This window comes from Ralstonia pickettii, assembly GCF_000607165.1.
GTDB lineage: Bacteria > Pseudomonadota > Gammaproteobacteria > Burkholderiales > Burkholderiaceae > Ralstonia > Ralstonia holmesii.
Genome location: NZ_JFZG01000024.1, coordinates 105,055 through 118,206 on the forward strand (window position 1 = coordinate 105,055; position 13,152 = coordinate 118,206).

Genomic DNA, 13,152 nt, shown 5'->3' on the forward strand with positions numbered 1-13,152 from the left:
TAGTGAGTAGGAGAACGCCATGAGCAGTAACGGCACCCTGTTCGAGATGCGCAACATCGTGAAGTCGTTCTCCGGTGTGCGCGCGCTCGACGGCGTCAGCCTGGCAGTGAAGCCGGGCGAATGCGTCGGTTTGTGCGGGGAGAACGGCGCCGGGAAATCGACCCTCATGAAGGTGCTGTCGGGGGTCTACCCCTACGGCACCTTCGAAGGCGAGATCCTGTGGGAAGGCGAGCCGCTGCACGCGCATTCCGTGCGTGACAGCGAGCGCGCCGGCATCGTCATCATCCATCAGGAGCTGATGCTGGTGCAGCAGCTCTCCGTCACGGAAAACATCTTCCTCGGCAACGAGATCACCAAGCCGGGGGGCCGCATGGACTACGACGCCATGCACGCCAAGGCTGAAGAACTGCTCGCCCGCCTGCGCCTGACCGACGTGAACGTGGCCGCGCCCGTGATGAACTACGGCAGCGGCCACCAACAGCTTTTCGAAATCGCCAAGGCGCTCGCCAAAAACGCGCGCCTGTTGATCCTCGACGAGCCGACGTCATCGCTGTCGGCCAAGGAAATCGAGGTGCTGCTGTCGATCATTGACGACCTCAAGCGCGGCGGCGTGGCGTGCGTGTACATCTCGCACAAGCTCGATGAGGTCAAGCGCGTGTGCGATACCGTCACCGTCATCCGCGACGGCAAGCACATCGGCACGCGCCCCGCCGCCGACATGACCATCGACAACATCATCACGATGATGGTCGGCCGCGAAATGACATCGCTCTTCCCCAAGGTGGAACACACCGTGGGCGACGTGGTGATGGAAGCGCGCAACGTCACATGCTGGGATGTCACCAACCCCAACCGCAAGCGCACAGACAACGTGAGTTTTGCCGTGCGCCGCGGTGAGATTCTCGGCATTGCCGGCCTGGTGGGCGCCGGGCGTACGGAGATGGTGTCCGCGCTGTTCGGCGCCTACCCCGGCCGCTCCAGCGCCGAGATCATCATGGACGGCAAGCCGGTCAAGGTCGGCACGCCCGCACAGGCGATTGCCAACGGTATCTGCCTGGTGCCCGAAGACCGCAAGCGCCACGGCATCGTCCCGCTGATGGCCGTGGGCGAGAACATCACGCTTGCCACGCTGGCTCAGTACGCGCGCGGTTTGCGTGTCGACAAGGGCGCCGAACTCACCACCGTCGACCGCGAAATCAAACGCCTGCGGATCAAGACCGCAAGCCCCGCACTGGCGATTGCCAGCCTATCCGGCGGCAACCAGCAGAAGGCCGTGGTCACGAAGATGGTGCTGGCGATGCCGAAGGTGCTCATCCTCGATGAGCCGACGCGCGGTGTCGACGTTGGCTCCAAATACGACATCTACAAGATGATTGCCGACCTCGCCGCCAGCGGCGTGGCGATCATCATGGTCTCTTCCGAGATGCCGGAAATCCTTGGCATGAGCGATCGTGTCCTGGTGATCGGCGAAGGCCAGTTGCGCGGCGACTTCGTCAATCAAGGCCTGACCCAGGAGCGCATCCTGGCTGCTGCAATCAACGCTGAACCCGGCCGCCAAGCGGCTTGAATTGCCATGTCCAATATCCTGCAATCCCAACTCGCCCGCCAAAGCGGCGGCAATGGCGGCCCGCGCCTGGACGGTCGCGCCATCCAGCAACTGTTCGTGCGCTACAAGGTGCTGGCGCTGCTGCTGGCCGTCGCACTCATCTGGGTCTTCTTCTACTTCCAGACCAACGGCACGTTCCTCAAGCCCAACAGCATCTCCAACCTGTTCCTGCAGATGTCGGTCACAGGCATGCTGGCCTGCGGCATGGTGTTCGTCATCATCGCGGGGGAGATCGATCTTTCGGTCGGTTCGCTGCTTGGCTTGCTGGGCGGGCTGGTCGCCATCCTCACCGTCAACCTCGGGTGGAACACCTGGCTGGCCGTGGGCACGGTGCTCGTGGCGGGCGCGGCCATCGGTGTGGTCAACGGCTTCATCACGACCAAGCTGCGTGTGCCCTCGTTCATCGTTGGCCTGGGCGGCATGCTGGCCTTCCGCGGCTTGCTGCAGTGGAGCACGGACAGCGTGACGATTGCCCCGGTGCCCGATGACCTCGGCAACCTCGCGCAGAGCTTCGTGCCGGCATGGCTGTCGTGGTCGCTGGCTGCTGTCATCGTTGTCGGCTCGGTTGTGCTGACCGTGCGCCGACGTCGCGAGCGTGCGCGCCTGTCGCTCTCGCTCACGCCGATTTGGGCTGATGGGCTGAAGCTGCTGGCCATCGCTGCCGCGTCGTTTGGCTTCGTCGCGGTGCTCAACGACGCCAGCGGTGTGCCGCTGCCGGTGCTGATCTTGCTGGTGCTGCTGGCCATCTTCTCGTACGTCGCGACACAAACAGTATTCGGCCGTCACGTCTACGCAGTGGGCGGCAACATGGAAGCCACGCGCCTGTCCGGCGTGAACGTCGGTCGCGTCAAGCTGCTGGTGTTCGTGCTGATGGGCCTGATGTGTGCCTTCGCGGGCATCATCACCACCGCGCGTTCGGCGGCGGGTTCGCCCTCCGCCGGTGTGGGCGGCGAACTGGATGCCATCTCCGCCTGCTTCATCGGCGGCACGTCGATGCGCGGCGGTTCGGGCACGGTGTACGGCGCGCTGATTGGCGCACTCGTGATGGCCAGCCTCGACAACGGCATGCAGCAAATGAACGTCGACGCCTCGTGGCAGATGATCGTCAAGGGCGTGGTGCTGGTGGTCGCGGTGCTGATTGACGTGCTGTCGGGCTCCAATCGCGGCTGACCTCGGCGGCTGCCCCGTCGGCAAACGCCACACAACTCCTGGGCCCATCCGGCCCACCTTCCTGATCTGGAACGACACGGCGGCGCGCGATGATGTTGCAGCGCCAGCCGCCGGTCGCGCCTTTCTTTCCTTCATCCCGAACGGAATTCCACATCGTGGCTGACTACCAAACCCCTGCTCGCGTTCTTGTGACCGGCGTAGCTGGCAACCTGGGCCGCAAGGTCGTCGAGGCGTTGGCCTCTGCCCCGTGGTGCACCTCCATCATCGGCATCGACTGGGTCGCACAGAACGTCGAGTTTTCGCCGCAAGCGGCCCAACATTTCCAATGGGTCAAGGCCGACCTCACGCAAGCCGATGGTGCATGGACTGATCTGCTGAGCAACGTCGATGCGGTCATCCACCTGGCCGCCATCCACTCCACGCCAGACGCAACGTGGGAGCAAGCGCTGGCCTCCTACGGCATGACGCTCAATGTGCTGCAGGCCGCTGCCACGCACGGCGTGCGCCGCTTCGTGTTCGCCTCGTCCAACCACGCGATGGGCGCGTACAAGGATCAACCCCTGGCCGGCACCATCGGCCCCGGCAAACTCACCGCTGAACTGCCGCCCGCCCCAGGCACGCGCTGGAATAACGGTACAGAAGACGTCTACTCGCTCGCCTACGGAACGTCCAAGGCAATGGGCGAACGGCTCTGCAAAGCAGTAGGCGCCGTCTCCGAAGCCAACGGCGGCAAGCTATCGATCGTGTCGCTGCGCATCGGCTGGGCGCTGCCCGACGAGAACGACCCCAACGAGATCAACTATTCCGGCACCGCTGACACACCCGTGCCGACCGAGTTGCCCGATGAAGCCAGCCACGTGGCGCTACGCTGGTTCCGTAACATGTGGCTCTCGAATGGGGATTTGCGCCGGCTGTTCCTCTGCTCCATTACGGCCGACCCGGCGCGCTGGCCAGCACCGGCCATCGTCGTGAATGGCGTGTCGAACAATCGCGGAATGGATTGGGGCCTGGAGACCGGGCGCAAGCTGCTGGGGTATGACCCGCAGGATGATTTGTATGCGTTGATCAGACAGCCGGCCTAATCGCCACCTAACCGGCGGCCAAACTGCTCAACGCGCCGGCGCACAAGTCGATTCCCGAATCACCAACTCATACTGCAAGTTTTCGTGCACCGAATGCGGCTTCAGGCCCGGTAGATGCGGGCGGTGGATCGCAATGAGCTGCTCCACAGCCGCATGCGCCATCGCCTGGATCGGCTGGCGCACGGTGGTGAGCGCCGGCCAGAGCTGGCGTGAGAGCGGCGTGTCGTCGTAGCCGCAAATGGAGAGTTCTTCCGGCACTTTGATGCCGCGTGCCTGCGCTACCCGGAGCACCCCGGCGGCCATGTCGTCGTTGCCCGCAAAGATGGCGGTCGGACGCGGCTCGCAGGAGAGCAACCGCTCAGCACAGGCAACGCCCGACTCGAACGAGTGCTCGCCCTGCTCCACCAGTCGTTCGTCGACTTCGATGCCGGCCTGCGCCATCGCGTCGCGATAGCCAAATACGCGCTGATACGCCGCGCCATGAGCGGGGTCGCACACCACGAAACCGATGCGGCGATGCCCGAGCCCGATCAGGTGCAGCGTCATGTCACGCGCAGCAGCACGGTCTTCGGTGTTGACCGACAACCCCTTGTGCTCGCGATCGGCCGGTGCCAGACGCACGTAGTCGATGCCCGCTTCATCCAGCGCCGTGATCAGCGACGGCACATCCGACACCGGTGGCGTCAGGATGATGCCGGCCAGTGCTCGCTGGCGCGCACTCTGGATGATCTGCTCAGCGAGGTTCGGGTCGCGGTAGTTGCAAGGGGTCAGCAGCAGGCTGTAATCGAGCGCCTGGCAGGCTTCGAGCGCGCCGTGCTGAATGTTGACGATGTAGTTGTCGGAGGGGTTGTCGTAGACCAGCGCGATGATGTCGGCGCGCTTGCTGGCCAGTCGCCGGGCAGCCGGGTTGGGCCGATAGTCGAGCGTCTGCATCGCCTCGACCACCTTCGCGCGCGTCTTCTCGCTGATGTTGGGCTCGTGGTTGAGCACGCGCGAGACGGTCTTGATGGACACGCCCGCATGCGCGGCAACATCATCGACGGTGACAGCTCCTGCGTTGCGCTTCATGGTCTGACGATGGTCTGGCGAGAGTGGTTCTGGAACACGGAACGGGCGCTATCACGCGCCCGCCAATGTGCTCGATTTTACCGCCAACCCCCAAGCGGCGCGGCCAAAAAAACTAACGGGCACTCAATCCCGAACTGCCGATCGGCAGCCGCACGATGCCTTGCGCCAGGCTCACGCCAAGCAGAACGAGGCCGCCGCCGATCCAGTGATAGCCGTGCACGGTCTCTCCCAGCATCACCGCAGCCATGCCTGCCGTGAAGACCGGCATCAAGTTCATCAACACCGCCGTACGCTCGCTGCCGATGCGCTTGAGCCCTTGCATCCACAGATACGACGCGACGATTGACGAGGCAATGCCCGCAAACACCACCAGCCCGATGCCCCTGGCCGGTACGGCCAGGCTGTGCGCCGTCATCGCCACCGGCACAAGCATCACGACGGCCAGCAACACCTGCACGTACAGATTGAGCCACTGCCCGAACGGCAGCGCCCAACGGCGATAGAGGATGTTGTACAGCGCGTATGCAGTGGCGCCCGCAAGCACCAGCACGTCGCCGTGGTTGATGCCGCCATCGAACAGGTTGGCAGGTTCTCCGCGCCCCAGCAGGTACAGCACACCAAGGAGCGACACCACCACGCCCGTCACTGCCTGCGCCCCGACAGGCTGACGAAATACCGCCACGTTCAGGATCAGGCCCAGCATCGGGATCAGCGCCCCGATCACGCCCATATTGGTCGCGCTCGTGCTGTGCGCCGCGTAATACGCCAGGCACTGGTACATCACCATGCCCAGCAGCGCGAGCACCGCAAAGCGCCGCCACAGCGCCAGCACAGCCTGACGTTGACGCCACAGCGGCCGCACGCAGAAAGGCGTCAGCACGATGGCCGCCAGCAGCCACCGGTAGAACGAAATGGCCGCTGGGTCCACCACGCCGGCCGCGGCCTTCGACGCGATGGTGTTGGCAGCCCAGATCAGCACTGCCAGCAAGGGATACAGCACAGGCACGACGGCCTCCTCGAACAATGGAAGACCGCAGTTTAGTAATGTCTGGTTCAAAACATATACTTCGAACCAGACAACATCACCCCTCGAAAGCGACAACCTTGGCTGACACCCTGTACACCGCCTACCGCGAAGCCGATCTACGCGTGCCGCAAGGCGCCCCGTTCTACTTTCGCTATGACCATTTCGAGCCCGAAACCGACATTGAGCCGCACACGCACCCTTGGGGCCAGATCAACCGGATCAGCCTCGGTTTGATGGAGGTGGTAGTCGATGGCCGCAGGCTGACTGCGCCCGCCGAATACGTGATCTGGGTGCCGGCCAATCAGCCACATTCGGCATCGATCCGGCAGGCGACGGACTTCCTCTCGGTGTACATGGCCGAACCGCTTGCGCAGCGGTTGCCGCCCATGGCCTGCCTGATTCCACAAACGCCGCTGGTGCGCGCGCTGTTCGAAGACTTCACCACGCGTTGCATCACCGCCATGACCGAAGCGTGGGACCTGCGCCAGTTCGAGTTGCTGGTGGAAATGTTGGTGCGTGCCGGCCACGCCGACAGCTACCTGCCCGACAGCACCGATCGCCAGCTCGAGCCCATCCTGCACGCCATCCGCCTGGACCCCGCCGAGGCCACCACGCTGCAGCAATGGGCCGAACGCGTGCACAGCACCGAACGCACACTTGCGCGCCGCTTCCAGGCCGAGCTGGGCATGAGCTTCGTGCAATGGCGCAACCGCGTGCGCCTGCTGCGGGCACTGGTGTGGCTCAAGGAAGACCGCCCCGTGCAGGACATTGCGCTCGCGCTCGGTTATGGAACGCCCTCGGCGTTTATTGCGATGTTCCGCAAGCAGGTTGGGTTTTCGCCAGAGCGCTATCGACGGCAGATGGGCGGCGAGACCGAACGCCCCGCCGCATAGGCCATCCGCACCAAGCGACCAAAGCGCGCGACCTCGTGCGCGTGCTTCGACGGTTCGAGCCTCAACCTTGGACGCTCCATGTGTATCGACCACAAAGAGGGCCAGTATCGACACGGGTGCGGGTGGTTTTTGATGCGTTGGCCACGCAGTTGAAGGCGCTTTGCCCAGGCTGAACAAAGGCAACACCGCACCGCAGCAACTAAAAACAATTGTGAGAAACCGCGCCGCATCGCCGTTTGCGGGCCGCAGTGTCCTTTAGAATTCGCTCTGTTGCAGATTTGGAAGTCCACACATGCGCACACCTCGGTTCGCATCCGCCCGGATGCTGGGCAGCGCGCTCGCCCTGAGCACGTTGGCACTCAGCGGCTGCAGTTCGCTGATGTCGGAAGGCACGACTGCCGCAGCCGGCATCGGCGGGGCAGCCCTTGCTGCCAAGGTGACCGACAACGCGGCGGTGGCCACCGGCATCGGCCTGGGCGTGCAAGCCGGCGCACGGGCCGCGTTGCAACACAGCCAGCGTGTCGTCCACACCGAAACCCAAGACCACATCGCGCAGATTGCCGGCGCGCTGGCCGACAACACCGTCGGCAACTGGCAGGTCAAGCACCGCATCCCCCTAGAGCCAGACGAACACGGCCGCGTAGTGGTCACGCGTTCGATCAACGGGCCGCTCGTCAACTGCAAGGAAATCCTCTTTACCGTCGACGGAATGGAAGACGGCGCAGCGAAGGTCGACTTCTTCGTCGCCTCGATCTGCCATGACGGCAAGCAATGGAAGTGGGCGACGGCAGAACCGGCCACGGCGCGATGGGGTTCACTGCAATGAGCCGCGCGCGCTGGCTTGTAGCAGGGGGTGCGTGTCTGATGGCCGGTTGCTCGTCGGTGGGGCCGTTGACCGGCGCGGCAGCGGGCGTGGCCACGGGCACCGTCACGGGCAATCCGGCGGTGGCCTATGGCGTGGCCGTGTCGGTCAACGCCGCGACCGATGCCTCCATCAAATACGCAACGCGCAAATGGGCCGCCAGCGAGCAGGACGCGCTGGCGATGGCAGTCGGGCGATTGAGCGACAGCACGCCTTCGCTCAACTGGTCGCTCGAACGCATGATGGGCTTGACCAAGGCACACGGCCAAGTCGTGCTGGTACGCACGTTCACGACGCCGCTGGCCACCTGCCGCGAGGCCGTCCTGACCGTTCAGGAAGCCCTGGCTCCCAAAAATGCGCCCGGCGCCGGTTACACGATCTATGCGTGCCAGAACGGCACCACGTGGCAATGGGCGAACGCGGAACCCGCTGTGCCGCGCTGGGGCAACCTGCAATAGCGCGCCTCGTACGTCAGGACTTGGCGGTAAGGCGCGTCACAGCGTCCTGCAGAAACCGCTTGCTCGCCTCGACAATCGTGCGCTGCATGGCCTCCTCCGGCATGGCACGCGCGATATGGATGGCACCCACGAGCTGCGCAATCATCGCCCACGCAGCATCATCGTCACCCAGACGCTGCGCCAGGATCGCGTGCCCTTTGCGCATCTCTTCCTGATACAGCTTGCGCACTGAAGCATCTGCACGCGCGATCTCGGCGGCAAGGCCGGGCACGGCGCAGCCTGCTTCGGGGTGCTTCACGTGGGCAAGGCACAGGTAGCGATCCAGCTCGAAGCGCAGCCAATCTTCGGCCGTATCGTGCGGATTGCCGGCCCACATTTCGCGACTGGCGGCAAGTTCGGCTTCGATCAATGCCTTGAGCCAATCCGATTTGGAGCCGAAGTGGCTATAGAACGCGCCACTGGTCATGCCGGCTGCCTGCGCAAGCGCGTCCACGCCGGTCGCGGCGAAGCCGTTCACCTTGACCTTGCGACCCGTGGCCTTCAGCAGCTCCTTGCGCTTTTCTTCCTTGTGACCGGGCTGGTATCGCATGTTTTCCCCTGCTGTTTCCCGCTTGACACTATGCAACCAGTAGCATAATTTTATTTCCGGTAACGATCGTTATTCTATAAACGAGGTGGACATGGAGACAAGCAAGAACAAGGCGGCCCTCGTCATCGGCGCCGGAGACGCCACGGGCGGTGCCATCGCCAGGCGCTTTGCCCGCGAGGGCTACATCGCCTGCGTGACACGCCGCTCGGCCGACAAGCTGCAACCGTTGGTCGAGGCGATCCGCGCGGAAGGTGGGCGGGCGCAGGGCTTCGCATCCGACGCGCGCAAGGAAGACGACGTCATCAAGCTCGTCGACGACATCGAGCGCGACGTCGGCCCCATCGAGGTGATGGTCTTCAACATTGGCGCCAACGTGCCGAGCAGCATCCTGGAAGAGACCGCGCGCAAGTATTTCAAGATCTGGGAGATGGCGTGTTTTTCAGGTTTCCTGGCAGGGCGCGAAGTGGCCAAGCGCATGGTCACGCGCGGGCGCGGCACGATCCTTTTCACCGGGGCAACCGCAGGCATGCGCGGCGCAGCCAACTTTGCGGCATTTGCAGGCGCCAAGCATGCGCTGCGCGCGCTGGCGCAGAGCATGGCGCGCGAGCTGGGCCCCAAGGGGATACATGTCGCGCATGTGGTGGTCGACGGCGCGATCGACACGGCGTTCATCCGCGAGAACTTTCCCGAGCGCTACGCGCTGAAAGACCAGGACGGCATCCTCAACCCCGAGCACATCGCCGAGAACTACTGGTATCTGCACACGCAGCCCCGCGATGCGTGGACCCATGAACTCGACCTGCGGCCCTGGATCGAGCGCTGGTAGAAGCCTGTTCCAAGCCCATCGCAACATCACGACACCAGGAGACACACGCATGAAGCAGGTCGAATTCTTCTTCGATGTGGGCAGCCCTTACAGCTACCTCGCGTATCACCAGTTGCCGAAGATCGCGCAAGCCAAGGGCGCGGACATTGTCTGGCGGCCGATGCTGCTGGGCGGTGTGTTCCAGGCCACAGGCAACAGCAGCCCGGCGACGATTCCCGCCAAGGGCCGCTACTCCAATGTGGATCTGGAACGCTGGGCAAAACACTTTGGCGTGCCGATCCAGCAGAACCCGCACTTTCCGATCAACACGCTGCAATTGATGCGCGGTGCGGTGGGCATGCAGTTGCGCAGCGATGCGGAATTCCACCGCTACCTCGCCGCCATCTTCAGCGCGATGTTCGAGCACCCCCGCAATCTCAGTGATCTGCAGGAACTCGCTGCGGTGCTGGAAGCGGCCGGCATCTCACCCGCGCTGATGCTGGAGCTTGTGCAGGACGACCGCATCAAGCAGACGCTGCGCAAGACGACCGAAGAGGCCGTGGCACGCGGCGTGTTCGGTGCGCCCACGTTCTTTGTCGGCGACGAGATGTTCTGGGGGCAGGATCGTCTGCACTTTGTGGAAGCGGCACTCGCGTAGACGCCCGCGGACGCTGAGTTAAGCGTCAATCAGACGAGACATTAGAAAGTTTCACCTCAGATTGTTGGAGAACGAGCCGTTCTGGGGGATGCGCTTCCTGCGCGTCCTCTCTACGATGCGGGCGCGCATTCGATGCGGGGGCAGCGCATCAGCCATGTGCGCTGTGGCATTGAAGCGGCTTTCCAAACTCCAATCAATAAAAAGGACTTTCATGTTTCGCATTTTCGTATCCGGTATTGCGCTTTCTCTTGCCCTGTCCGGCTGCGCGGTCAGCGTCGGCAGTGGAACGGGCGTTGACAAGATTGCCGACGCCACGCAGGAATCGTTGCAAAAGCAATTCGTCCCCGGCGTCGCCAAGCGCGGGGACGTGGCGCTCGAACTGGGTGCACCAAGCGACAAGGCTGCGGCCGGTGGTCTCGATATCTGGAACTATCGCTACACGCGCGATGCAGCGATCGGTGTGATGTTTGTCGGGATTCCGATTGGTTCGAAAAAGATCGCCTCGTTCTACTTCGACGATGCGGACGGCGTGCTCAAGAAGATCGAATACAAGGTTCTGCAGCAGTAACCCCCGTCACACCTGCCGCGCCCGCCACCCATGGCGCGGGCGCTGCCTGACCAACGTCCGCCCTCGCGGCGGCATGTCAATTCCCCCATCCCCACGCTTGAATCTGCCTGGCTTGTGTAATTTAATACGAATCATTATCATTTGCGTTATCAACAAAACTGAACACTGCCATGCACGGTATTGCCCTCCTGCTCGGGCTGCTGGCGGCGGGCTGCCTGTATGCGGCCGCGCCCAACCAGGTGCTGCTCGCGCCCGCCCCACGCCTGCGCAGGCGCGTCCTGTGTAGCGCCGCCGTTGCGTTGTCGGTCATTGCCGCCGCGCTGTGGAACGACGCGCTCGGCTGGCCGGGGGCAACCATCGCGGTGGTGCTCGTGGTGACGGGGGCCTTGTCGCTATGGCCCATGTTGGGTGCGTGGACACATCAACGGCGTGCAGGCGTTGGGGCGCGGTCATGAACGGCATGGGCACCAAGTGGCTGGCCGGTACCGTGCTGGGGCTGCCGCTGTCGGTCGCGCTGTGCACGCTGGCCATTCTGTGGCTGCCGGGCGGCTGGGACAGCGGCGTCATCGGTGCGCTGCTCGCGTGCCTGCCGCTGTGGGCCGTGATCATCAGCGTGAGCGTGCTGTTTCGGAGCAGCGCCCATGCGTGGGGCGTGCTGGCGGCAGCCAACGCGGTGTCGTTCGGCGTGCTATGGCTACCGCGCCTGATGGTGGCTTGACGTCGCCATGAAATCGACGACCTTACGTCTGTATCAGACGCTGCATACCTGGGTGGGCCTGATAGCGGGTTGGGCGCTGTTCATCGCGTTCTTTGCGGGCGCGCTCACCGTGTTCCATGAAGAACTGCATGCGTGGCAGAACCCGCTGCGCGCCGGCCATGCCGCCGTTGCCATCAAGCCGGCCGATATCGATCACTTCGTGAACGCGCTGGTGCACACGCACCCGGCCGCAGCGGCAAGCGCATACGTCATCTTCCCCAACGAGGGCGAGCCGGAGTTCTCCGCGTACTGGCAGAACAGCAAGGGCGACTGGCAGATGACGACCGGCAGTAGGCTCGCTGCCGGCAAGACCTCGCCGAAAGATCTGTCGATCGAGCCCTCGAAGGGCGAGCTGGCCAATTTTCTGAACCGGCTGCACTACTCGCTGGGTCTGGAAGCGCCGGGCATGTACTTCATGGGCTTGATCTCGGTGCTGTATGGCGTGGCGCTCATCTCGGGCGTGCTGCTGCACCTGCCGCGTTTGAAGAAGGATCTGCTGGCCGTCCGCCCGGGGCGCAATCTCAAGCGCTTCTGGATGGACATGCACAACGTGCTGGGGCTGTTCAGCCTGCCCTTCCACCTGATCTTTGCGATCACCGCGCCGGTGCTGTGTCTGAGCATCGTGCTGATGACCGTGTTCAATACCGTGGCACTCAACGGCAAGCTGTTCGATGCGGTGCCGCGTGTGACCACAGCGGCTGGCACGGTGGTGGCCGCCCACCGCGCTGCGCCGATGCTGCCGGCCGAGCAACTGCTGGCCCGTGCACGCGAGGTGGCCGATCCGAACTTCACCGTCAAGTCGATCCACTACCAGCACATTGGCGATGCGAATGCCGTGGCGGAAGTGCGTGGCAGCAGCACCCGAGCGGTCGGCGACTACGGTTCAGTGGCGATTCGCGCGGCTGCCAATCAGCCCGACAGCGGCAAGCTCGTCGGCAACCAGACGCCCGATGCGCGCGACACCAATCACGCCATCTACAGCCTTGTCTACGGCCTGCACTTCGGCACTTACGGCGACATCGTCCTGCGTCTCGCGTATCTCGTGATGGGGCTGGCGGGGGCGTTCGTCTTCTATTCGGGCAACCTGCTGTGGATCGAATCGCGCCGCAAGCAACGCAAGGCCGATCAGCCACGCGTGCATCAACTGCTGGCGCGCGCCACGGTTGGCGTGTGCATCGGATGCTGCGTCGGCGTCATGGCGACATTCCCGGCGGCCCTGCTGTGGCCCGAGCGTTCGGTGGGCGTGACGTACTACACCGTGTTCTTCGCAGCGATTGCCTGGGCGATGCTGCGGCCGCCAGCACGCGGCGCCGTCGAACTGCTGAGCGCTGCCGCCCTTGCAGCGGTGCTTGCGCCCATCACCAATGCCGTCGTCACCGGTGACCACCTGCTGCGCACGATGGCGCGCGGCGACTGGATGGTGGCCGGTTTCGACCTGGGCGCACTGGCGCTCGCGTGCGGCTTTGCCGGCCTTGCCCGTGCGACGCTGCGCCGGGCGCGCCACGGTGCGCCCGATTCTGTCTGGGCCATGCCGGCGCGTGAATCGCGCACCGGCAACGACCTGCACCCGAGCGTCGCCAGAGAGCCATAGCTCCACACGCTCCGCACC

At 64.1% G+C, this 13,152-nt stretch carries 15 protein-coding genes; 12 read left to right on the forward strand and 3 right to left on the reverse strand.

Annotation, left to right across the window (positions count from 1 at the left end; genetic code table 11):
• The first annotated feature begins 19 nt into the window (after nt 1-19).
• The 3 genes from BG83_RS0118030 (at nt 20) to BG83_RS0118040 (ending at nt 3,858) form a co-directional block, all read left to right on the forward strand.
• On the forward strand, nt 20-1,567 hold the full coding sequence (locus BG83_RS0118030; protein ID WP_024977998.1) for a xylose ABC transporter ATP-binding protein: 1,548 nt from the start codon (nt 20-22) through the stop codon (nt 1,565-1,567).
• A 6-nt stretch (nt 1,568-1,573) separates the two neighbouring features.
• Nucleotides 1,574-2,776 carry a sugar ABC transporter permease gene (locus tag BG83_RS0118035; RefSeq protein ID WP_024977999.1) on the forward strand — a complete coding sequence of 401 codons (1,203 nt, stop codon included), beginning with the start codon at nt 1,574-1,576 and terminating at the stop codon, nt 2,774-2,776.
• A 155-nt stretch (nt 2,777-2,931) separates the two neighbouring features.
• Nucleotides 2,932-3,858: an NAD-dependent epimerase/dehydratase family protein gene (locus BG83_RS0118040; protein WP_024978000.1), complete on the forward strand. Its 927-nt coding sequence runs from the start codon at nt 2,932-2,934 to the stop codon at nt 3,856-3,858.
• Between the two features lie 27 nt (nt 3,859-3,885).
• On the opposite strand, the gene BG83_RS0118045 is transcribed toward BG83_RS0118040, so the two are convergent.
• A complete protein-coding gene (locus tag BG83_RS0118045) occupies nt 3,886-4,926 on the reverse strand; it encodes a LacI family DNA-binding transcriptional regulator (RefSeq protein ID WP_024978001.1) in 1,041 nt (346 codons plus the stop codon).
• A 112-nt stretch (nt 4,927-5,038) separates the two neighbouring features.
• Nucleotides 5,039-5,932: a DMT family transporter gene (locus tag BG83_RS0118050; RefSeq protein WP_024978002.1), complete on the reverse strand. Its 894-nt coding sequence runs from the start codon at nt 5,930-5,932 to the stop codon at nt 5,039-5,041.
• Between the two features lie 98 nt (nt 5,933-6,030).
• Here BG83_RS0118050 and BG83_RS0118055 point away from each other — a divergent pair, with 98 nt between their 5' ends.
• From BG83_RS0118055 to BG83_RS0118065, 3 genes are all read left to right on the forward strand, one after another.
• Nucleotides 6,031-6,846 (forward strand): AraC family transcriptional regulator, encoded by an 816-nt coding sequence (locus tag BG83_RS0118055; RefSeq protein WP_024978003.1) that lies wholly within the window; start codon nt 6,031-6,033, stop codon nt 6,844-6,846.
• A 292-nt stretch (nt 6,847-7,138) separates the two neighbouring features.
• A complete protein-coding gene (locus BG83_RS0118060) occupies nt 7,139-7,672 on the forward strand; it encodes a hypothetical protein (protein ID WP_037032088.1) in 534 nt (177 codons plus the stop codon).
• On the forward strand, nt 7,669-8,166 hold the full coding sequence (locus tag BG83_RS0118065; RefSeq protein ID WP_037032090.1) for a hypothetical protein: 498 nt from the start codon (nt 7,669-7,671) through the stop codon (nt 8,164-8,166). Before BG83_RS0118060 ends, BG83_RS0118065 begins: the two co-directional genes overlap by 4 nt.
• Before the next feature lie 13 nt (nt 8,167-8,179).
• Here BG83_RS0118065 and BG83_RS0118070 read toward each other — a convergent pair whose 3' ends face one another.
• Nucleotides 8,180-8,755 carry a TetR/AcrR family transcriptional regulator gene (locus BG83_RS0118070; RefSeq protein WP_024978006.1) on the reverse strand — a complete coding sequence of 192 codons (576 nt, stop codon included), beginning with the start codon at nt 8,753-8,755 and terminating at the stop codon, nt 8,180-8,182.
• A gap of 91 nt (nt 8,756-8,846) precedes the next feature.
• Here BG83_RS0118070 and BG83_RS0118075 point away from each other — a divergent pair, with 91 nt between their 5' ends.
• The 6 genes from BG83_RS0118075 (at nt 8,847) to BG83_RS0118105 (ending at nt 13,134) form a co-directional block, all read left to right on the forward strand.
• On the forward strand, nt 8,847-9,581 hold the full coding sequence (locus BG83_RS0118075) for an SDR family oxidoreductase (RefSeq protein WP_024978007.1): 735 nt from the start codon (nt 8,847-8,849) through the stop codon (nt 9,579-9,581).
• 49 nt (nt 9,582-9,630) lie between these two features.
• Nucleotides 9,631-10,218 (forward strand): 2-hydroxychromene-2-carboxylate isomerase, encoded by a 588-nt coding sequence (locus BG83_RS0118080; RefSeq protein WP_024978008.1) that lies wholly within the window; start codon nt 9,631-9,633, stop codon nt 10,216-10,218.
• Between the two features lie 88 nt (nt 10,219-10,306).
• Nucleotides 10,307-10,786 carry a hypothetical protein gene (locus BG83_RS0118090; protein ID WP_152543723.1) on the forward strand — a complete coding sequence of 160 codons (480 nt, stop codon included), beginning with the start codon at nt 10,307-10,309 and terminating at the stop codon, nt 10,784-10,786.
• A gap of 170 nt (nt 10,787-10,956) precedes the next feature.
• Nucleotides 10,957-11,241, forward strand: coding sequence for a hypothetical protein (locus BG83_RS0118095; protein WP_024978010.1), 285 nt, complete (start codon nt 10,957-10,959; stop codon nt 11,239-11,241).
• Nucleotides 11,238-11,504, forward strand: coding sequence for a hypothetical protein (locus BG83_RS0118100; protein WP_024978011.1), 267 nt, complete (start codon nt 11,238-11,240; stop codon nt 11,502-11,504). Before BG83_RS0118095 ends, BG83_RS0118100 begins: the two co-directional genes overlap by 4 nt.
• Nucleotides 11,505-11,511: 7 nt before the next feature.
• A complete protein-coding gene (locus tag BG83_RS0118105; protein ID WP_024978012.1) occupies nt 11,512-13,134 on the forward strand; it encodes a PepSY-associated TM helix domain-containing protein in 1,623 nt (540 codons plus the stop codon).
• Nucleotides 13,135-13,152: the final 18 nt, after the last annotated feature.